Annotated in this window: 19 protein-coding genes; 4 read left to right on the top strand and 15 right to left on the bottom strand. The window is 59.5% G+C overall.

Features of this window, described 5'->3' with window-relative positions; genetic code table 11:
• Positions 1-6: 6 nt before the first annotated feature.
• Positions 7-3,477 (top strand): hybrid sensor histidine kinase/response regulator, encoded by a 3,471-nt coding sequence (locus JQ845_RS13730; RefSeq protein WP_203009148.1) that lies wholly within the window; start codon positions 7-9, stop codon positions 3,475-3,477.
• A gap of 99 nt (positions 3,478-3,576) precedes the next feature.
• Here JQ845_RS13730 and JQ845_RS13735 read toward each other — a convergent pair whose 3' ends face one another.
• Complete coding sequence (locus JQ845_RS13735) at positions 3,577-4,941, bottom strand: DNA recombination protein RmuC (protein WP_177412972.1); 1,365 nt, start codon at positions 4,939-4,941, stop codon at positions 3,577-3,579.
• Positions 4,942-5,114: 173 nt separating this feature from the next.
• Complete coding sequence (locus JQ845_RS13740) at positions 5,115-5,438, bottom strand: SEL1-like repeat protein (RefSeq protein WP_039735148.1); 324 nt, start codon at positions 5,436-5,438, stop codon at positions 5,115-5,117.
• A 971-nt stretch (positions 5,439-6,409) separates the two neighbouring features.
• On the opposite strand from JQ845_RS13740, the gene JQ845_RS13745 reads away from it, so the two are divergent.
• From JQ845_RS13745 to JQ845_RS13755, 3 genes are all read left to right on the top strand, one after another.
• Positions 6,410-6,634: a hypothetical protein gene (locus tag JQ845_RS13745; protein ID WP_003442709.1), complete on the top strand. Its 225-nt coding sequence runs from the start codon at positions 6,410-6,412 to the stop codon at positions 6,632-6,634.
• A gap of 266 nt (positions 6,635-6,900) precedes the next feature.
• Entirely contained in the window at positions 6,901-7,380 is a 480-nt protein-coding gene (locus tag JQ845_RS13750; RefSeq protein WP_003442713.1) for a hypothetical protein, read from the top strand.
• Positions 7,381-7,526: 146 nt separating this feature from the next.
• Complete coding sequence (locus JQ845_RS13755) at positions 7,527-8,795, top strand: OmpP1/FadL family transporter (RefSeq protein ID WP_010655762.1); 1,269 nt, start codon at positions 7,527-7,529, stop codon at positions 8,793-8,795.
• An 85-nt stretch (positions 8,796-8,880) separates the two neighbouring features.
• On the opposite strand, the gene JQ845_RS13760 is transcribed toward JQ845_RS13755, so the two are convergent.
• From JQ845_RS13760 to JQ845_RS13815, 13 genes are all read right to left on the bottom strand, one after another.
• A complete protein-coding gene (locus JQ845_RS13760; RefSeq protein ID WP_010655761.1) occupies positions 8,881-9,432 on the bottom strand; it encodes a glutathione peroxidase in 552 nt (183 codons plus the stop codon).
• A gap of 55 nt (positions 9,433-9,487) precedes the next feature.
• Positions 9,488-9,610 carry a hypothetical protein gene (locus JQ845_RS23145; RefSeq protein WP_003442738.1) on the bottom strand — a complete coding sequence of 41 codons (123 nt, stop codon included), beginning with the start codon at positions 9,608-9,610 and terminating at the stop codon, positions 9,488-9,490.
• Positions 9,607-10,815, bottom strand: a complete 1,209-nt coding sequence (locus JQ845_RS13765; RefSeq protein ID WP_413242957.1) for an MFS transporter — start codon at positions 10,813-10,815, stop codon at positions 9,607-9,609. Before JQ845_RS13765 ends, JQ845_RS23145 begins: the two co-directional genes overlap by 4 nt.
• Positions 10,816-10,867: 52 nt before the next feature.
• On the bottom strand, positions 10,868-11,281 hold the full coding sequence (locus JQ845_RS13770) for a MarR family winged helix-turn-helix transcriptional regulator (protein ID WP_003442752.1): 414 nt from the start codon (positions 11,279-11,281) through the stop codon (positions 10,868-10,870).
• Positions 11,282-11,396: 115 nt separating this feature from the next.
• On the bottom strand, positions 11,397-12,134 hold the full coding sequence (locus JQ845_RS13775) for an adenosylcobinamide-GDP ribazoletransferase (RefSeq protein WP_127196170.1): 738 nt from the start codon (positions 12,132-12,134) through the stop codon (positions 11,397-11,399).
• A 2-nt stretch (positions 12,135-12,136) separates the two neighbouring features.
• Positions 12,137-12,712 (bottom strand): alpha-ribazole phosphatase family protein, encoded by a 576-nt coding sequence (gene cobC, locus JQ845_RS13780; protein ID WP_161718166.1) that lies wholly within the window; start codon positions 12,710-12,712, stop codon positions 12,137-12,139.
• The gene (gene cobT / locus JQ845_RS13785; protein ID WP_010655758.1) at positions 12,709-13,764 is read right to left on the bottom strand and encodes a nicotinate-nucleotide--dimethylbenzimidazole phosphoribosyltransferase; all 1,056 of its coding nucleotides are present in this window, start codon (positions 13,762-13,764) and stop codon (positions 12,709-12,711) included. The genes cobC and cobT overlap by 4 nt, the downstream gene beginning before the upstream one ends.
• Complete coding sequence (gene cobU, locus JQ845_RS13790; RefSeq protein WP_003442759.1) at positions 13,761-14,282, bottom strand: bifunctional adenosylcobinamide kinase/adenosylcobinamide-phosphate guanylyltransferase; 522 nt, start codon at positions 14,280-14,282, stop codon at positions 13,761-13,763. The genes cobT and cobU overlap by 4 nt, the downstream gene beginning before the upstream one ends.
• Positions 14,283-14,358: 76 nt before the next feature.
• Positions 14,359-15,810, bottom strand: a complete 1,452-nt coding sequence (locus JQ845_RS13795; protein ID WP_127196168.1) for a cobyric acid synthase — start codon at positions 15,808-15,810, stop codon at positions 14,359-14,361.
• Positions 15,807-16,799 carry a threonine-phosphate decarboxylase CobD gene (gene cobD, locus JQ845_RS13800; protein ID WP_010655757.1) on the bottom strand — a complete coding sequence of 331 codons (993 nt, stop codon included), beginning with the start codon at positions 16,797-16,799 and terminating at the stop codon, positions 15,807-15,809. The genes JQ845_RS13795 and cobD overlap by 4 nt, the downstream gene beginning before the upstream one ends.
• Complete coding sequence (cbiB, locus tag JQ845_RS13805) at positions 16,792-17,700, bottom strand: adenosylcobinamide-phosphate synthase CbiB (protein ID WP_003442764.1); 909 nt, start codon at positions 17,698-17,700, stop codon at positions 16,792-16,794. Before cbiB ends, cobD begins: the two co-directional genes overlap by 8 nt.
• Complete coding sequence (gene bluB, locus JQ845_RS13810) at positions 17,697-18,347, bottom strand: 5,6-dimethylbenzimidazole synthase (RefSeq protein WP_127196167.1); 651 nt, start codon at positions 18,345-18,347, stop codon at positions 17,697-17,699. Before bluB ends, cbiB begins: the two co-directional genes overlap by 4 nt.
• A complete protein-coding gene (locus JQ845_RS13815; protein ID WP_161718168.1) occupies positions 18,344-19,657 on the bottom strand; it encodes a cobyrinate a,c-diamide synthase in 1,314 nt (437 codons plus the stop codon). The genes bluB and JQ845_RS13815 overlap by 4 nt, the downstream gene beginning before the upstream one ends.
• Position 19,658: the final 1 nt, after the last annotated feature.

The following is a 19,658-nucleotide window of genomic DNA, read 5'->3' on the forward strand; positions in this document are numbered from 1 at the left end:
GTCACCATGTCGCTGTCCAGCGGGCTCATTGCCGCCGTCGCCCTGGCCTATATGGCCATTATGTTTGCCATTGCCTTTTATGGTGACCGGCGCAGCACACCGCTGCCGCCGCGGGTCCGCGCGTGGGTGTATAGCTTGTCGCTGGCGGTGTACTGCACCAGCTGGACATTCTTCGGCGCCGTCGGCCAGGCCGCCGAGCAGCTTTGGGCCTTTTTGCCGATTTACCTGGGGCCGGTGCTGCTGCTGGTGTGCGCGCCCTGGGTCCTGCAAAAGATGGTGCTGATCAGCAAGCAGGAGAACATCACTTCGATTGCCGACTTTATTGCCGCGCGCTACGGGAAGTCCCAATCTCTGGCGATTGTGGTGGCACTGATCTGCCTGGTGGGCGTGCTGCCCTACATCGCCCTGCAGCTCAAAGGCATTGTGCTCGGCGTGAATCTGCTGATCGGTGCCGGAGCAGATGCCACGGGGACCCGCGCCCAGGACACGGCCCTGATTGTGACCCTGATTCTGGCGCTGTTCACTATTGTATTCGGCACGCGCAACCTCGATGCCACCGAACACCACCGCGGCATGGTGCTGGCAATTGCCTTCGAGTCGCTGGTCAAACTGTTCGCCTTTCTTGCCGTAGGTGCCTTTGTGACCTACGGCCTGTATGACGGTTTCGACGATCTTTTCAACCAGGCCATGCTTGCACCGCGCCTTGAGCAGTACTGGAAGGAAACCATCAACTGGCCGTCGATGGTGGTACAAACCGGCGTGGCAATGATGGCAATCATCTGCCTGCCCCGACAGTTTCACGTAACCGTGGTCGAGAATATCGAGCCGCAGGACCTGCAACTGGCCAAATGGGTGTTTCCGGCCTATTTGATTCTGGCCGGCCTGTTCGTGGTGCCGATTGCACTGGCCGGGCAAATGCTGCTGCCCAGCTCGGTGCTGCCGGATTCGTTCGTGATCAGCCTGCCACTGGCCCAGGCTCACCCGGCACTGGCATTGCTGGCATTTATTGGCGGCGCATCGGCGGCCACCGGCATGGTGATCGTCGCCAGTGTGGCACTGTCGACCATGGTCTCCAACGACATGCTGCTGCCCTGGCTGCTGCGCCACAAAAACGCCGAGCGCCCGTTCGAGGTGTTCCGCCACTGGATGCTTTCGGTACGCCGCGTAACGATTGTGGTGATCTTGCTGCTGGCGTATGTGAGTTACCGCCTGCTGGGCTCCACGGCGAGCCTGGCCACCATCGGCCAGATTGCCTTCGCCGCAGTCACCCAGCTGGCCCCTGCCATGCTCGGCGCCCTGTACTGGAAGCAAGCCAACCGCCGGGGCGTATTTGCCGGCCTCGCCACCGGTACCTTCATTTGGTTCTACACCCTGGTGCTGCCGCTGATCGCCCACAGTGCCGGCTGGCCTTTGAGCCTTTTCCCGGGTCTGACCTGGCTGCACAGCAACCCGCTGGGGCTGTCGATCACACCATTGACCCAAGGCGTGGTGTTGTCGCTGGCCGGTAACTTCACTCTGTTTGCCTGGGTTTCGGTGCTGTCGCGCACCCGGGTTTCGGAGCACTGGCAAGCCGGACGCTTTATCGGCCAGGAGCTGAGCAGTCACCCTAGCGGACGCTCCATGCTCGCGGTGCAGATCAACGACTTGCTGGCCCTCGCGGCGCGTTTTGTCGGCGAGGAACGTGCCCACCAGAGCTTCATCCGTTTCGCCTATCGCCAGGGCAAAGGCTTTAATCCGAACCAGAATGCCAACGGCGAATGGATCGCCCACACCGAGCGCCTGCTGGCCGGGGTACTCGGCGCCTCTTCTACCCGGGCGGTGGTCAAAGCGGCCATTGAAGGCCGGGAGATGCAGCTCGAAGACGTGGTACGCATTGCCGACGAAGCATCGGAAGTGCTGCAGTTCAACCGCGCATTACTGCAGGGCGCCATTGAAAACATCACCCAGGGGATTAGCGTGGTCGACCAGTCGCTCAAGCTGGTGGCCTGGAATCGTCGCTATCTGGAATTGTTCAACTATCCGGACGGGCTGATCAGCGTAGGACGGCCGATTGCCGACATCATTCGCCACAATGCTGAACGCGGCCTGTGCGGCCCCGGTGAAGCCGAAGTGCATGTGGCCCGCCGCCTGCACTGGATGCGTCAAGGCCGGGCGCATACATCCGAACGTCTGTTCCCCAATGGCCGGGTGATCGAACTGATTGGCAACCCCATGCCGGGCGGCGGCTTTGTCATGAGTTTCACCGACATTACGGCGTTCCGCGAAGCCGAGCAGGCGCTGACCGAGGCCAACGAAGGTCTTGAGCAACGGGTGGCCGAGCGCACCCATGAGTTGTCGCAGCTTAATCAGGAGCTGACCGACGCCAAAGGCGTGGCCGAAGCGGCCAACCAGTCCAAGACCCGTTTTCTGGCAGCCGTCAGCCATGACCTGATGCAGCCCATGAATGCGGCACGCCTGTTCTCCTCCGCGCTGTCCCACCAGGATGAAGGGCTGAGTCAGGAAGCGCAAAAACTGGTGCAGCATCTGGACAGTTCCTTGCGTTCCGCCGAAGACCTGATCAGTGACCTGCTGGATATTTCGCGCCTGGAAAACGGAAAAATAACTCCGGACATCAAGCCTTTTGCACTGAATGACCTGTTTGAGACCCTGGGCAATGAATTCACCGCCCAAGCGCAGGAACAAGGCCTGAGTTTCAGGGTTCGCAGCAGTCGTTTGCGCGTCAGTAGCGATATCAAGCTGCTGCGGCGCATCTTGCAGAACTTCCTGACCAATGCCTTCCGCTACGCCAAAGGTCCGGTGTTGCTGGGCGTACGCCGCCGCGGCGGAGAGCTGTGCCTTGAAGTGTGGGATCGCGGACCGGGTATTCCTGCCGACAAGCTGCAAGTCATTTTTGAAGAGTTCAAACGCCTGGACAGCCACCAGACCCGCGCCGAAAAAGGCCTGGGCCTGGGCCTGGCGATTGCCGACGGCTTGTGCCACGTGCTGGGGCACAGTTTGCAAGTGCGTTCATGGCAGGGAAAAGGCAGCGTGTTCAGTGTCAGGGTGCCGCTGGCCAGGACCCAGGCTGCGCCACAGCCCGTGGCTGCGGAGCAAAATGGTCAGCCGGTCAATGGCGCCCAAGTGCTGTGCATCGATAACGAAGACAGCATTCTGATCGGCATGCAGAGCTTGCTGACACGCTGGGGCTGCCGGGTCTGGACCGCACGCAATCGCGACGAATGCGCGGCCCTGCTCAATGAGGGCGTACGTCCACAGCTGGTGCTGGTTGATTACCATCTGGATGACGGCGAAGTGGGAACCGACCTGATGCGCTGGCTGCGGGCCCAGTTGGGGGAGCCAGTGCCTGGAGTGGTGATCAGCGCTGATGGACGCCCGGAGATGATTGCCGAAGTGCATGCCGCAGGTCTGGAGTATCTGCCCAAGCCGGTAAAACCCGCAGTATTGCGGGCCCTGCTGAGTCGGCATGTGCCGCTGTGATCACGCCGTATTAAATCTGTAGTCGCTGCCGAAAGGACCGAAGGGCCTTGGGTTTTGCAACGGGGCCTCGGCAGCGACTACAGAGATACCATCCCCCGCTCACTCAGCCGGGTGCGCCACGCCATCCACATCGGTCATCGCCCGTTCCAGCAGGTCTGCCGGCAGGCTTTTACTGGCCCTTGCGCCCAGCAGTTTGAGCTGTTCGCTGCGACTGACGAGGTTGCCCCGACCTTCTGTCAGCTTGTTACGCGCGGCGGCATAGGCTTTATCCAGTTGCTGCAGTCGATTGCCGACCTCATCCAGATCCTGAATAAACAGCACGAATTTGTCATATAGCCAGCCTGCCCGCTCGGCAATTTCCCGCGCGTTCTGACTTTGCCGCTCCTGCTTCCACAGGCTGTCAATGACCCGCAAGGTCGCGAGCAAGGTGGTCGGGCTGACAATCACGATATTGCGATCGAATGCCTCCTGAAACAGATTGGGCTCGGCTTGCAACGCGGCGGAAAAGGCCGCTTCGATCGGTACAAACAGCAACACGAAGTCCAGACTGTGCAGCCCCTCGAGTCGCTTGTAGTCCTTACCGGCCAGCCCCTTCACATGATTGCGCAACGACAGTACATGCTGTTTGAGTGCCGCCTGGCCGATGACCTCGTCATCTGCCCCTACATATTGCTGATACGCCGTGAGGCTGACCTTGGAGTCGACCACCACCTGCTTGTCACCCGGCAGCATGATCAGGACATCGGGCTGAAAACGCTCGCCGTCCGGTCCCTTGAGGCTGACCTGGGTCTGGTACTCGCGGCCTTTCTCAAGCCCGGCATGTTCAAGCACCCGTTCCAGAATCAGCTCCCCCCAGTTGCCCTGGGTTTTCTGACCTTTCAGGGCCCGGGTCAGGTTGGTGGCTTCATCACTCAGGCGCAGGTTGAGCTGCTGCAGACGCTCCAGCTCTTTACCCAAGGAAAATCGTTCCCGGGCTTCTTGCTGATAGCTTTCTTCGACCCGCTTTTCAAACGACTGGATGCGCTCTTTGAGGGGGTCGAGCAACTGCCCCAGGCGTTCACTGCTGGTGTCGGCGAAACGCTGCTCGCGCTCATCGAAAATCTTGCCGGCCAGTTCCGCAAATTGAGCCCGCAACTCATCACGGGAGCCTTGCAGATCGTTCAATCGTTGTTGATGGCTGTCTTGCTGCTCCCGCAGTTCAGCGGCCAGGGCGGCCCCATGCGCGTCCAGACGCCTTAACTCGGTTTCTTTCTGGCTGCGCTCCAGGCTCCAGGCATGGGCTGCATCGCGGGTATTGTCACGCTCCAGCTGCAACAACTCGACCTCTCGCCGCAATGCCGCGAGCTCTGCCTGCTTGGCCGCATTGGCCTGGCCCAGATCACTGATTTCATCGCGACTGGCATCCAGTTGGGCGCTCAGGCCTTCCTGGGCCAACTGCGCCGTACTCAGGCGCTCGCTGAACATCGCCAGCTCTGCATCAAGGCTACTGGCGCGACGCTGCACCTGCCATAAAACTGCCAGCAGCGGCACACCTGCCAACGCCAGGCCCAGCAAAATGCTGCTCAAGTCCAGGGCCATAGCCCCCTCCGCACGAGATAAAAGAGCAAGGTTAACCAAGCAACAGGCCTGAAGACAGCTCAGTCTTCGGTTTTGCTCAGTTCCTGTTGTGCGGCGCGGTCACCGGCACGGGCTGCCTGGCGCAAGAGTTCATGACCGATTCGTTGATCCCGGGCACTCCCGCAATCACGGCACATCAATTGCCCCAGACGACTCTGGGCCAGTACTACGCCTTGTCGCGCGGGTTGTTTCAGCAAATGCCCGGCAACGTGCTTGACGCTGGGGTTAGCGCCCAATCGAGGATTATCCAGTAACCAGATTGCCACCCGCAGAGAAAAGCGTTTTGGGGCTTCTGCTGGAGTAGCAGGACGGGTAACGGAGGAAGTAGCTGTGCGAAACTTCATATGACACTGTAGGGCAGAACAGAAGGCGCGCAACTCTACTCCTTTTTTCGTTTGGGTAAAGTCGAAAAAGTACTACACCCGCGATCTAGAGCAAGCCCACGGGACAATCCACAGATCCTGTGGATAAGTCAGTGGACAACCTGCATTTAACCGCCGCAAACGCCCACCCTACGGGGCCTCAGGTCAAACTGACGATTTTTTCACCAATTAAAAAAAACGATGTTTTTCATTGACTTAAATTTGGCGAACAGGCTATGAGCGGGGTAAATCCAGCCCCTGCCGGCATTTTGTACGCAGCACCTTAAATGTGCACAAGTTCACACTCACCCCAGTAAACAGGACAAATGCAGGGCAGAACCTGTAGGCCTGCGCACTGGTAATGAGCAGCCTCCAACGCAGGTTCAAGCGGCCATTGCTTGCCGGACGGGGCTGGCGCACCGGTAAAAATGGGCTAAAAGCGCCCATCGGCAGCCGCGACAAGCCCATACCCAAGGGCTTTATGAGGTATTTTTCGCTAGCACACTTGCGTTTAATTTTTCAACCCGTTAGTATCCGCAGCGTTAGTACCAAGCTGAAAGTCAATTCGGGCCGAACAAATCCCTCAAGCACTCTTCAATAAATTGAAGACACGCTGATAAAACGGGATCGACCCCCTCGATGGTTTCCAGGTAAATCTTGCGACGATACTGCCTTTGAAAAGCAAAGGGTATCGCGAAGCTCTTACTCTGACCGAACCAACCTGCAAATTGATCAGGATCTTCACCCGGAGCACGGAACCTTAGCTCCTGTTGTGATTGCCTGCCCTCCTAAGTACCTACCTGCCAGCCCAAGCGCCACATACTTAATGCGCTCCAACTGGCGGCTTTGTTCCAGTCAGGTTCTTCGTCCAGCCAAAGATGGCTCGACGTCACTGGAACGTTTTAACGTTGCACGGTTCTAATCCGTGTCATTTGTAGGAACACCTAATAACTATGTCTACTCAAATCCATACTCAGGATGCCATTCGCACCCTAACCAACGCCTTTGCTCCAATGAACTGCCTGATTATGGCCGCTCGCAAAGGATGCTTCAGCTTCACCCTGGTCAACGAACACGGCATCGCTCGTCACAGCGAACGCCTGTACCCCGATCAATATTCCAGCGCAGCACCTCTGCAAGCTGTGATCGAGCGTACTCGTCAGGCACTTATTGCCTGATCTGATAAGCGGTAACCCAACAAGCCCTGCCTGATCCGCAGGGCTTTTTGTTGCTAAAAATTTAAGAAATATCCGGCATTGTTTAATTACTTGCGGATATATAGCTAACAACTCGAAGCTATAAATGTTTTAAAAACAGAACTTTAGAACAAAGATATGAGACTACACTTCAACTCAAGCGGCATAATCCGCTTCCGGCGATCCCTTACGACCCACTGCTGCCAAGCTCTTGGGACCGCCGGCCATTTTCAGGCGTCGAGGACGATATGGGTATCGCTGCCAGGGAGTTGAGCCTTTATGTAATTCGGCCAACGCTGATGTATCTGGGCCAGAACAACCCGGATGCAGAAGCATTGTTGCTGGGTATTGCAGCCAGCCAGTCAAGTTTGGGCTCAGCCCTGCATGATCGGCGCGGCCATGGCCTGTACTGCATTCGCGAACCCCGTCACGCCGCCTTGTGGGATCAGTACCTGGCGCAAGACCCCGAACTGGCGAGCCTGGTTCGCGGACTGGCCAGTCAGCATGCATTCTTGTGCAGCCCGCATTTGGAACTCACGGTTAATTTACGTTACGCAACGGCCATAGCGTGGTTGCTGATAGAACAGCAGCAACTAACCATACCCGCTGCAGATGACCTGCTCGGTATGGCCAGAGTTTGGCGCCAAGCCTTTGAACCACAAGGACGTTTGCGTGATTTCACTCACGCATGGAACAACTTTGTTTCTCCTCTTGGCCATGTCGCCTGAGATTTCACCCACCTACAATAATATTTAAATGATCGGAAACCGGTCGGATTGTCCTACAAAACAACGCTAACTTCTGCGATTTAGCCTATAGCGCTTAAACAAAAATGTTGGTAGTTTTCGTCCGGTGATCAAAAGGAGTTCTAATAATGAAAAAAGTAATGCTCAAGACCACACTTAGCCTCGCCGTCACTTTGGCTTCCAGCCATATTTTCGCAAGTGGCTTCGCCCTCAACGAACAAAGCATTAGCGGTATGGGGACCGGCTTCGCAGGGCGTTCGTCTTCTGCTGAAGATGCGAGCACCGTTTTCGGCAACCCGGCAGGCATGTCCCGCATCAAGCGCGAACAAGTTACCGGTGGTGTTGCTGCAATCGACGCAAGCACCGATATCAAGCACGCAAGTGGCGGCGCTCCAGGCGGCACCAACAAAGGCGACATGGTTCCTTTCACTGCCGTGCCAATGGGCTTCTACGTGAAGCCAATTGATGAGCACTGGGCATTTGGTGTAGGCCTGTATGCTCCTTTCGGCCTGGTCACTGACTACGAAAGCAGCTTTGCCGGTCGCTATGCAGGTAAAGAGAGCAAGGTTCAGGTCATTACCTTCCAGCCTACTGTCAGCTACGCCTTCAACGATGTAGTTTCGATCGGCTTTGGTCCTACCATCAACCGCATTGACGGCACCCTGACTTCCGCTACGCCTGGTCCACGCGGCCCCGCCAGCGACGGTGAAGTTAAAATCAAGGGTGACGATACTGCACTTGGTTTCAACGCCGGCATCCTGGTTCAGGCCACTGACAGGACTCGCCTGGGTCTGACTTATCACTCTAAAGTCAAATACAGCCTGGATGGAAACACCAAAATCTCGGGCATAGGCTTCGGGCCTTTCAATGGCACTAAATACGATGCCGGCCTGGATATCACTACGCCCGAATCTGTTGACTTCTCGGTTACCCATGAGCTGAATGACCAGTGGACCATCTATGCAGGTAGTACCTGGACTCGCTGGAGCCGCCTGAAAGACATCACCGTTGAAAACAATGGTGTTCCACCTGCGCTAGGCGGCAGTGTCGGCCCGATCGGTACCATTAAAGAAGATCAGAACTGGCATGACACCTGGGCTTCGGCCATTGGTGCTGCCTATAAGATCAACAAGCAATGGACAGTGCGTACCGGCTTGTCGGTTGATCAGTCACCTACCAACAATACTGACCGTTCGGTTCGCATCCCGACTGGCGACCGTAAAGCAATCAGCTTTGGCGTCGGCTGGAGCCCAACTGATGATCTGACTATTGATGCCGCTTATTCCTACCTCAAGGAAGAGTCGGTTAGCGTCAACCTGCCAGCCAAAGGCAACTACAAATCCTCTTACCACAACAGTGCAAACGGGTTTGGTGTAGGTGCAACCTACAAGTTCTAATTCAGCGCGAGACTTGACCCCTCGCCAACTGAATTAAAAAATCCCCGCTCTCGTTACCGAGGCGGGGATTTTTAATGAACGGAAGTCAGGGTTTTGAAGCAATGGCTTTTTCTATCGCGTCAATCAACTCGGGACTGTCGGGTTTGGTCAGACTCGAAAAGTTGGCAACTACGTTACCTTTGCGATCAACAACGTACTTATAGAAATTCCACTTCGGAGCACTGCTCTGTTCAGCCAGCACTTTAAACACGTGTGCGGCGTCAGGGCCACGTACATGTTGCGGATCAATCATGGTGAACGTGACGCCGTAATTAACGTAGCAGACCTTGGCTGTTTCCTCGCCACTCTTGGCTTCTTGTTTAAAGTCATCGGACGGCACCCCGATCAACTCCAGCCCTTGCCCCTTAAAGCGCTGATTCAACGCCTCAAGCCCTTTGAACTGTGGAGCAAAGCCACAGAAGCTCGCGGTATTGACGATCAACAGCGGTTTACCGGCAAAACGCTGGCACAGATCGATAGACTCCTTGGCCCGCAACTTGGGCAACGAGCCCTCCAGTAACGGTGGGCAATCTGTCGCCCATACCGAACCGGCGCACGCCAATAACAGTACGGGCATCGCAATCCAGCGCTTGAGCATTATGAAAGTCCTTTAAATAGAGGCAGACCCAGAACTTACTCGCCCCGACAACATACTAGCAAGCACCCATGCCCAACTGCATCAGCGCCAGCCCGCCTTGATGCCAGCCCCACCACGCCAGAGCCAGCAGCAATGAACCGCCGCCCAGGCCCGCGACCCACAACCACATCGAGCTCACGCCATACTCCCCTGCGCCTGCATACGGGCAACAGGACGCTCACGCACCGGCCAGTTCAAGGCTGCAGCCAAAAGACTCAAGAATATCGAAACCTGCCAGATCAGATCGTAGCTACCGGTTCGATCATAGACCACACCGCCCAGCCAGCCGCCAAGGAACGCGCCCAACTGATGGAACAGGAACACGATGCCTCCCAGCATTGACAGGTTACGCACACCAAACAGAGTGGCGACGGTGCCATTGGTCAACGGCACCGTCGACAGCCACAAGAAACCCATGGTCATACCAAACAGATAGGCACTGAATTGCGTCACCGGTGCCCACAAAAACAGCACAATCACTACCGCTCGCGCCAGATACAGGGCGGTCAGCAAACGCGGCTTGGACATGCGTCCGCCGAGCCAGCCCGCCGTGTAGGTGCCGAAGATATTGAACAGCCCAATCAGCGCCAGCACAGTCGTACCAACGGTCGCTGGCAGATGCTGGTCTACCAGATAGGCCGGCAGGTGGATGCCGATAAACACCACCTGAAACCCGCAGACAAAAAAACCGAAGGACAACAACCAGAAGCCGGAGTGCGAGCAGGCCTCACCCAGGGCTTCCTTGAGGGTTTGCTCGCCACCCAGACTCGGCAGCGGGCGATCCTTGAGCATGCTCACCAGGGGCACGATCAGCGCCACCAGCAAGCCCAGAACCAGCAAAGCCGACGACCAGCCGAGCCAGCCGATCAAACCCAGGGTGCCTGGCAGCATGGCGAACTGACCGAACGACCCCGCCGCACTGGCAATCCCCATGCCCATGCTGCGTTTTTCCGGGGGCAAGGCGCGCCCCACCACCCCCAGAATCACCGAAAAAGAAGTACCGGACAGACCGATACCAATCAACAACCCCGCACTCAGTGACAAGGTCATCAATGAGTCCGACATGCCCATCAGAATCAAACCGGCGGCATACAAAATGCCCCCAATGATCACCACCCTGGCTGCACCGAAACGGTCAGCCAGAGCACCGGTGAACGGTTGTGCCAGGCCCCAGATCAGGTTTTGCAGGGCGATGGCAAACGCAAAAACCTCACGGCCCCAGCCAAACTGCGCACTCATGGGCGGCAGAAACAGCCCGAAACCATGCCTTACCCCCAGGGACAGCGCCAGAATCAATGCACTGCCCAAAAGCACCCAGCCGCTGGTACGCCACACCGATGTCATTATTATTCTCCTAATGCGGGTATATACCCATTTCTATTCGTGAAACAGGCGCTCAGTCCGCGCCCGCCAACTCATCCAGCAGCTGCAACAGTTGTTCACGCCGGTCTTCGCCCAAACGGTCAATCAGACGCTGTTGTGCAGCCTCCCAGGCAGGCAGGGCAGCCTCGAGCCGCTCTTCACCGGCCTTGGTCAGGCACACCAGTCGATTGCGATGGTCTTCGCCCTCGGCCAGCTTCACCAGGCCTGCAGCTTCGAGCACCCGCAAATTACGGCCCAAGGTACTGCGATCCAGCCCCATGGCTTCGGCCAGAGTGGAAATACTCGGCTGATCGAGACGCTTGAGATTGCACAACAAGGAATACTGGGCAACGTTGATCCCGAAGCCATCAAGAGCGCCGTCGTAATGCCTGCTGATGCCGCGGGAAGCGCGACGCAGATTGGTGCATAAACACTGGGTCGGTAACATTTTGTATGTATATACCCGCAATTAAACAGAATCAAGATTTATAAACACACCCTTGAGGGGGCCGGTATGCCAGCGACACGGCTTCTCAGGATATCCAGGCTGACGCATAGCAGGGTCACACTTGAATAAGCGCCAGCCCCACCAACAGCAGAACCTCAAGCAATTCAAGCAAGGCGCCGGCGGTATCACCCGTGGTGCCGGCCAAACGACGCAGCATCACCTTGCGCAGCCAAACAAACCCAAGCGCAGCCAGCACCAGCGCGTACAACCCTGCATAACCGGCTATCACCACACACGCCACAGCACTGAGCCCCAGCACCTGCCATCCCGCCTTGCGTGGCAAGTGATCAGCCAGCGCCTGCCCCAGGCCACCGGCACGAACATAGGGCGTGGTAAGGAACACTCCCAGCAAAGCGCTGCGGCCGATCAACGGCACAATCAGCAAGACCGCCGTCTGTTGTTGCTCTATCAGTGCCAGCAGCGCGCAAAACTTGAGCAATAACAGCAACACCAGGGTGACCACGGCAATCGGTCCGCTGCGCGGGTCTTTCATGATACTCAGGGTGCGCTCGCGATCACCAAAACCGCCCAGCCAGGCATCTGCACTGTCAGCCAGACCGTCCAGGTGCAGCCCGCCGCTGAGCAGCACCCACGCCGTCAGCAGCAAGGCCCCGTGCAGCATCAACGGTGCACCGGCCAGCAAGCCGTTAAGCCCCCAAAGCAACAGGCCGAACAACAAACCCACCAGCGGATAGAACAGCAGCGAACGTCCCAGCTCCTGCGGCGCAGGCATGCCGGGCAGGCGAATCGGCAAACTGCTTAAAAACTGCAGGGCGATCCAGAATGGCAGCATGCTCAACCCTCTTCGCTCAATACGCCGTGCGCTGCGACACGCAGGCCGAACAGCGCACCATTGACCACCTGCACCTGCAACAAGTGCTCACGGGGCAGACCCCGGGCCCGGGCCAGCAGCAGTTTCATCACCCCGCCGTGGCACACCACCAGCACCCGCTCGCCGGCAAACTGTTGCTGCAAACGGCTAACCGCTGACAGCACCCGCGCCGAGAACTCCAGCACTGGCTCGCCTTGCGGCGGAGTAAAGCCGTAGGGGTCTGTCCAGAACAAGCCCAGCGCCTCGGCATCGGTCTCCATCAGCGCGGCAGGACTACAGCCCTCCCATGCACCAAAATGCAGCTCCTGCAGGTCCTTGTCGAAAGACACCGGTAACGCCAGTTGCTGGCTCAATTCCCGCGCGAACAAGGCACAACGCTGCAATGGCGAGCTGACAATACGATCCCACGGCCCGCGGCCTTTGACCGCCTCCCGCATCTGCTCCCAGCCCAGGGCCGTCAGCGCGTCATCGAGACTGCCACGCAGACCGCCGCCCAGTTCGGTTTCACCATGGCGCAACAGATCCAGCTGCACACTCATGCCGGGCGGTCCGCCACGGAGGCCTCGGCAAAGGTCGCCATCTGCCCGTGCAGGTCGCAGGCAAGACGCACCAAGGGGACCGCCAGCGCAGCACCGCTGCCCTCGCCCAGGCGCAAGCCGAGGTCGAGCAACGGTTGTGCCTGCAGGCTTTCCAGCACATGGCGATGCCCCTGCTCGGCGCCGCGATGGGCGAAGATCAGCCACTCTCGGCATTCGGGATTCAAGCGTACGGCGACCATGGCCGCAACCGTGCAAATAAAGCCATCGACCAGCGCCACCAGGCCTTCTTGCGCACACGCCACATAGGCCCCGGCCAAGGCTGCAATTTCAAAGCCGCCCAAGCGAAACAGAGTCTGCAACGGGTCATCCAGCAGCCCGTCGTGAAACGCCAGCGCCTGATCGATCACCCGGGCTTTATGGCTCACACCCGCCGCATCCAGACCGGTACCCGGCCCGGTCAAATGCGCAGCCGGGCAATCGAGCAGCGCACAGGCCACGGCACTGGCCGACGCCGTATTGCCGATACCCATTTCACCGCCGATAAACAACTCACTGCCCGCTGCCAGTGCACGCAATACGCTGTCACGACCCGCCTGCAGAGCTTTCAAGCCCTGACTGTCAGTCATCGCCGCGCCCGTGGCAAAGTTGGCCGTGCCGGCCCCCAGCTGCAAATGCCGGACCCCCGCCAGATTGAGCATCGGGGTAACAGTGCCCAGATCCACCACATCCAGTTGCGCGCCCAACTGACGGGCCAGCACGCTGATTGCCGCGCCGCCGCTGACAAAGTTGTGCAGCATTTGCCCGGTGACCGCTTGCGGATAAGCCGATACACCCTCCGCCACCACGCCGTGATCACCTGCAAAAATCGCAACCCATATTTGATCGGCACGGGGTTTCAACCGCCCCTGCAACCCGGCCAGCTGCACTGCCAAAGCTTCCAGCTGGCCCAAAGAACCTGCCGGCTTGGTCAATTGCTGCTGACGCTCGGCCGCTGCCGTCGACATTGCATGATCAACCGGCTTGCACGGGGTCAGCCACCACGGGGTATTCATAGTGCAGTTCCTTTCAACGTCAGGGGCAGGCCCGCCACCGTCAGCACTACTCGCTGACAGCGCTCGGCCAAGGCTTGATGCAACCAACCGGCTTCATCGACATAGCGGCGAGTCAATTCGCCCAGCGGTACGACACCCATTCCGGTTTCGTTGCTGACCAACACGATTTCACCCGGCAGTTCAGCCAGGCACTCCAGCAGCGCATCACGCTCGGCGCTCAGGCGCTGTGGATCTTCAAGCAGCAACAGGTTGGTCAGCCATAGCGTCAGGCAATCCACCAGCAGAAAAGAATCTGCCCGGGCGTTGTCGCGCAGTACCCGGGCCAGCTCCACCGGCTCTTCAACCAGCGCCCAATGCCCAGGGCGGCGCTCACGATGGTGACGCACGCGCTCGTTCATCTCACCGTCCAGCGGCTGGCTGGTGGCAATATAGGTGACGGCCAGACCGGACCCGGCCGCGAGCTTCTCGGCCAGGCGACTTTTCCCCGAGCGGGCTCCGCCCAGAATCAGTTGCAGCATGTTTTGGAACCTCTAGCAGAAGAAGGCGCTCTGGCCACTGACGCTAACGCAGGCAAGCCGGGCCCCCGCAGGGATATCAGAGCCCGCATAATTGACGAAGCAGCCCGGTATCCAGATGGTTTTGCACCAGGTCCGCCAGGCGTTCGATATCCCGCTCACGCAGGGCGTGGTAATCCACCGATTGCACGTCCTGCAAGCCGGCCCAGCGCAGCAAGGCACTGCAGGCCGCAGGCGACTCGAACAAGCCATGCAAATAGGTGCCGAAAATTTGCCCGTCGGCGCTTTGCGCGCCGTCACAGCGGCCATCTTCCAGTTGCACCGCCGGCCGCTCCAGCGCCACGCCGGTAGTCACCCCCGCATGGATTTCGTAACCACAGACTTCAGCGTTTTCCAGAGCCAGATGCCCGCGCACATTGCGCAGCTGCTTCTCGGCGGCGAGCTCGGTGCTGAATGCCAGCAACCCCAGCCCCGCGCTTGAGCCCGCAGTACCTTCCAGGCCTAATGGGTCGTGAACCTGCTCGCCGAGCATCTGTAAACCGCCGCAAATCCCCAGCAACTTGCCGCCATAGCGCAAGTGACGGTTGATGGCAGTGTCCCAGCCATTGGCCCGCAAATAGGCCAGATCGCTGCGCACGCTCTTGGAGCCCGGCAGAATGATCAAGTCTGCAGCCGGGATGGGCTGGCCCGGCCCGACAAACTGCAAGTCCACCTGCGGGTGTAAACGCAGCGGGTCGAAGTCGGTGTGGTTACTGATACGCGGCAGCACCGGCACTACCACCCTGAGCACTTGATCCGCCTTGTCGGTCTGACGCTGATCAATGCCGTCTTCGGCCTCGAGGTGCAAATCCATCACATAGGGCAAGACCCCGATCACCGGCTTGCCCGTGCGCTGCTCGAGCCAGTCAAGACCGGGCTGGAGCAAGGCAATGTCGCCACGAAAACGGTTGATGATGAAGCCCTTGACCCGTGCCTGCTCGGTTTCGCTGAGCAACTCCAGAGTGCCGACCAGATGCGCGAACACGCCGCCGCGGTTGATATCGGCGATCAGGATCACCGGGCAATCCACGGCTTCGGCAAAGCCCATGTTGGCGATGTCACCGGCACGCAGGTTGATCTCGGCAGGCGAACCCGCGCCCTCGACCATCACCACCGGGTACTCGGCACTCAAACGTCGATGCGAGGCCAGCACCGCCTGCATGGCAATGGCCTTGTAGTCGTGGTAGGCCACCGCGTTCATGCTGGTCACCGCACGACCATGGATAATCACTTGCGCGCCGGTGTCACTGTTGGGCTTGAGCAGCACCGGATTCATATCCGTGTGCGGCGCCAGGCCGGCCGCCTGCGCCTGAACTGCCTGCGCCCGGCCGATCTCGCCGCCCTCAGCGGTTACGGCACTGTTGAGTGCCATGTTCTGCGGCTTGAACGGCACCACACGCACACCCTCACGGGTCAGCCAGCGGCACAAGGCCGTGACCAGGGTACTTTTACCGGCATCGGAGGTGGTGCCCTGCACCATCAAAGTACTCATGCAACTTCCTTGGTGTAGGCCAGCAACGTCTGCTCCAGCCGCAACCAGTCAGCCTCGGTGGCCGGCAGACCGAAACGTACGCTGCTGTTATGGGCAAACAGACGCAGCAAAATGCCGCGCTGGGCCATGAATTCGTAAAGACGGTCGGCATGGGGCGTAATCAGCCACTGAAACAGCGCGCATCCGCCCTGGGGCGGCAAATCATGTACGCCAAGCAATCGCGCCAGACGCCCGCTGGCCAGTACGCTGCGCTCGCGCTGCAGCGCCTGGGCTGCGGTGTCTAGCAGGCAGGCCTGACCGACAATCCGGGTCGGCCCGCTGACGGCCCATGGCCCGACCTGTTCGGCCAGCAATTTGAGCAATTTGAGTTCCGCCAGAACAAAGCCCAAGCGTATGCCGGCCAGGCCAAAGAACTTGCCGAAGGAGCGCAACACAATCAGTCCGGTACGCCAGCTCTGGGCCGACAGACTCAAATCCGGCGTGTTGTCCATAAAGGCCTCGTCCACCACCAGCCAGCCTCCGCGCTGGGCCAGCCTGGCGTGCCATTCCAGCAGGCGCTCGGCGGACAGGCTCAAGCCTGTGGGGTTATTGGGGTTAACCACCACCAGTACATCCAGGGTATCGAGGTAGAAATCGACTTCCTGTTCCATGATTTCGCGCACGATGTGCCCGCTGCGCCGCCATGCCTCAGCGTGCTCGGCATAACAGGGCGACAGCACACCGACCTTGCCCCCCCGACGCAGGCGCGGCAGCAACTGAATGGCGCACTGCGAACCCGGCACCGGCAACACATTGGGTGCTCCGTAATAGGCACAGGCCGCATGCTCAAGCCCGTCGTCGGTTTCCGGCAAGCGCGCCCAGGCACGCTGATCAATCTCGGGAATTGCGAATGGCCAGGGCGCCAGGCCACTGGACAGGTCCAGCCAGTCGGCCTCGGCAATGCCGTAGTGCAGGACTGCCTGGCGTAAACGTCCGCCGTGCTCAAGCATAGAATTCACTCCCCACGCACAGGATCAATAACCACAACCACACCCCGCGTTGCACCAACTGCCAGCCGCGATTGATCGAATCGGCATCCGCCGGCGCACCTTCGCCCAATTGCCCGCGCTCGTGCAGTTCACCGTGGTAAATCGCCGGGCCGCCCAACTCGACCTCCAGGGCACCTGCGCCCGCCGCCATCACCGGCCCCGCATTAGGGCTGTCCCATTGCGGCGCCTGTTTGCGCCAGCACTTAAGGGCCAGTCGGGTTTTACCCAGTACGGCGTAGGTCAAGGCAACCAGACGCGCAGGAATGTAGTTCAGCACATCATCGATCCGCGCAGCCGCCCAGCCAAAACGCTCGAAGCGTTCGTTGCGATAGCCCCACATGGCATCCAGGGTATTACTCAAACGATAGAGCACTACACCCGGCGCACCGGCCACGGCAAACCAGAACAAGGCGGCGAACACTGCATCGCTGCCGTTCTCCAGTACCGATTCAGTGGCGGCGCGGGCCACTTCAGTCGCATCCAGTTCGCTGGTCTGGCGACTGACCAGGTAGCCGACCCGGGTACGGGCTTCGTCCAGATCATTGCTGCGCAGGGCTTGTGCCACCGGCTGCACGTGCTCGCCCAGACTGCGCATGCCCAGCGCGCAATACAGCGCCAGAATGTCCACCAGCCAGCCGATGTAAGGCAGCCACGACAAGGCTGTGGCCAGGATCGTAAATGGCACAACCGCCAGCACCCAGGCTGTCACGCCATGGCTGCGCCAGCCCCGGCCACCGGAATTGAAACGTTGTTCGATACGCTCAGCCATCCGGCCAAACGCAACCAGCGGATGCCTGCGCTTGGGCTCACCGAACAGCGCGTCCAGTGCCACTCCGGCGACGCACAGCAACGCCACACTCATGGGCTCACTCCCCAATAATTCTCATAGACCAGTTCACTCAAGGGACGCGCTTTGGCCCATCCTTCGAGTATCAGCATAGGTGCTGGATAAAAGCTCTCGACCGGGCCCAGGCACAGTACAGCCAACGGCTTGGCGCCCGCAGGCAAACCCAGCAGCTCGGCCAGCGCCCGGGGTTCGAACAGCGACACCCAGCCCATGCCCAAGCCCTCGACCCGGGCGGCCAGCCACAGGTTCTGGATCGCACAGGACAAGGATGCCATGTCCATCTCCGGCAAGGTCCGGCGACCGAAAATGTGCTTCTCACGGTCATCCATCAACGCAGCCACCAACACTTCGGCGCAATCGTTGATCCCCTCTACTTTGAGGGTCATGAACTCATCGGAGCGCTCACCCAACGCTTCAGCAGTGCGTACCCGCTCTTCTTCCACCAGGGCTTGCACCTTGCTGCGCAACTGGCGATCGCTGATGCGGATGAACCGCCACGGCTGCATCAGGCCCACACTGGGCGCCTGATGCGCGGCTTCAAGCAGCCGTGATAACAGTTGAGGAGCCACCGTGCCACCGCTGAAGTGCCGCATGTCGCGGCGTTCGGCGATGGCGCGATAGACAGCGGCTCGCTCGTCAGGACTGAATGCGTTGTCGCTCATGACACCTTCACGGCACAGGGCGCGAACAACGCAGCAATGGCCTGGGGATTGGACGGAAAGTAAAAGTGCACATAAGACGCTGTCATCCGCCCGTCACGATACACCGCTTCAGCACCACGCCCGCCATTGGGGCTCAGGCCCCGGGCAATGGGCTCAAGCTCAGTAGTGGTCAACGAGTGATGGTAGGTGTGACCGCGCAGCAGCCCTTCGGGCATCTCGACCGCCTGCAACGCCAGTGCCGCCAGGCGCTTTTGCATGGTCGCTTCACCGGCCAGCAGCCCCACCAGCTCGGCACGCTGGCCGTCGACGTCGGTCAGGGCATCCAGCAGATAGAGCATGCCACCGCATTCCGCAAGCAAGGGTTTGCCCGCAGCATGGTGCGCGCGAATGGCCTGCAGCATCGGCGTATTACGCGACAGCTCAAGGTGATGCAGTTCAGGATAACCGCCCGGCAAATACAGACTGTCAGCCTCGGGCAAGCAGGCATCGTGAATCGGCGAGAAGAACAGCAATTCGGCGCCCATGTCCCGCAACAGCGCCAGGCTCGCGCCATAGGTGAAGGCGAAGGCTTCATCCCGGGCCACGGCAATACGCACTCCGGCCAATAATGGCTCGGCAGGTACCAACTGCGGTGCAGCGAACTCCACCGCCGGTGGCAGCGCTACCTCACAGGTGCTGGCCAGGGCTGCGGCTGCCGCATCAAGGCGTGCATCCAGATCATTCAACTCGCTGGCCTGGACCAGGCCCAGGTGACGGCTTGGCAGTTCGATTGCGGTTTCACGGGACAGCGCGCCATACCAGCGCAGACCTTCAGTCAGGCTTCCCTCCAGCAACTGCGCATGGCGCACGGTACCGACGCGGTTGGCCAGCACCCCGGCAAACGGCAAGTCCGGCTGATACCGCGCCAGGCCCAACGCCAGCGCACCAAAGGTCTGGGCCATGGCAGTGCCATCAATCACGCCCAACACCGGCACGCCAAAATGACGCGCCAGATCAGCGCTGGACGGCGTGCCGTCGAACAAGCCCATCACCCCTTCAATCAGAATCAGGTCCGCTTCACCTGCGGCTTCCCACAACAGGCGGCGGCTTTCATCGGCGCCCACCATCCACAAATCCACCTGATACACCGGCGCCCCGCTGGCGCGCTCGAGGATCATGGGATCGAGAAAATCCGGGCCACACTTGAATACCCGCACCTTGCGCCCTTGATTGCGATGCAATCGGGCCAGGGCGGCGGTGACGGTGGTCTTGCCCTGGCCCGAGGCCGGTGCGGCGATCAATACCGCCGGGCAATGACGCGACTCTCTCATG

The sequence above is a fragment of the Pseudomonas paraversuta genome, assembly GCF_904063065.1.
GTDB lineage: Bacteria > Pseudomonadota > Gammaproteobacteria > Pseudomonadales > Pseudomonadaceae > Aquipseudomonas > Aquipseudomonas paraversuta.

Coding starts and splice junctions, on each gene's coding strand:
- JQ845_RS13730 (WP_203009148.1), top strand. CDS start 7: ATGTCGCTGTCCAGCGGGCTCATTGCCGCCGTCGCCCTGGCCTATATG.
- JQ845_RS13735 (WP_177412972.1), bottom strand. CDS start 4,941: ATGTTCAGCGAGCGCCTGAGTACGGCGCAGTTGGCCCAGGAAGGCCTG.
- JQ845_RS13740 (WP_039735148.1), bottom strand. CDS start 5,438: ATGAAGTTTCGCACAGCTACTTCCTCCGTTACCCGTCCTGCTACTCCA.
- JQ845_RS13745 (WP_003442709.1), top strand. CDS start 6,410: ATGTCTACTCAAATCCATACTCAGGATGCCATTCGCACCCTAACCAAC.
- JQ845_RS13750 (WP_003442713.1), top strand. CDS start 6,901: ATGGGTATCGCTGCCAGGGAGTTGAGCCTTTATGTAATTCGGCCAACG.
- JQ845_RS13755 (WP_010655762.1), top strand. CDS start 7,527: ATGAAAAAAGTAATGCTCAAGACCACACTTAGCCTCGCCGTCACTTTG.
- JQ845_RS13760 (WP_010655761.1), bottom strand. CDS start 9,432: ATGCTCAAGCGCTGGATTGCGATGCCCGTACTGTTATTGGCGTGCGCC.
- JQ845_RS13765 (WP_413242957.1), bottom strand. CDS start 10,815: ATGACATCGGTGTGGCGTACCAGCGGCTGGGTGCTTTTGGGCAGTGCA.
- JQ845_RS13770 (WP_003442752.1), bottom strand. CDS start 11,281: ATGTTACCGACCCAGTGTTTATGCACCAATCTGCGTCGCGCTTCCCGC.
- JQ845_RS13775 (WP_127196170.1), bottom strand. CDS start 12,134: ATGCTGCCATTCTGGATCGCCCTGCAGTTTTTAAGCAGTTTGCCGATT.
- cobC (WP_161718166.1), bottom strand. CDS start 12,712: ATGAGTGTGCAGCTGGATCTGTTGCGCCATGGTGAAACCGAACTGGGC.
- cobT (WP_010655758.1), bottom strand. CDS start 13,764: ATGAATACCCCGTGGTGGCTGACCCCGTGCAAGCCGGTTGATCATGCA.
- cobU (WP_003442759.1), bottom strand. CDS start 14,282: ATGCTGCAACTGATTCTGGGCGGAGCCCGCTCGGGGAAAAGTCGCCTG.
- JQ845_RS13795 (WP_127196168.1), bottom strand. CDS start 15,810: ATGAGTACTTTGATGGTGCAGGGCACCACCTCCGATGCCGGTAAAAGT.
- cobD (WP_010655757.1), bottom strand. CDS start 16,799: ATGCTTGAGCACGGCGGACGTTTACGCCAGGCAGTCCTGCACTACGGC.
- cbiB (WP_003442764.1), bottom strand. CDS start 17,700: ATGAGTGTGGCGTTGCTGTGCGTCGCCGGAGTGGCACTGGACGCGCTG.
- bluB (WP_127196167.1), bottom strand. CDS start 18,347: ATGAGCGACAACGCATTCAGTCCTGACGAGCGAGCCGCTGTCTATCGC.
- JQ845_RS13815 (WP_161718168.1), bottom strand. CDS start 19,657: ATGAGAGAGTCGCGTCATTGCCCGGCGGTATTGATCGCCGCACCGGCC.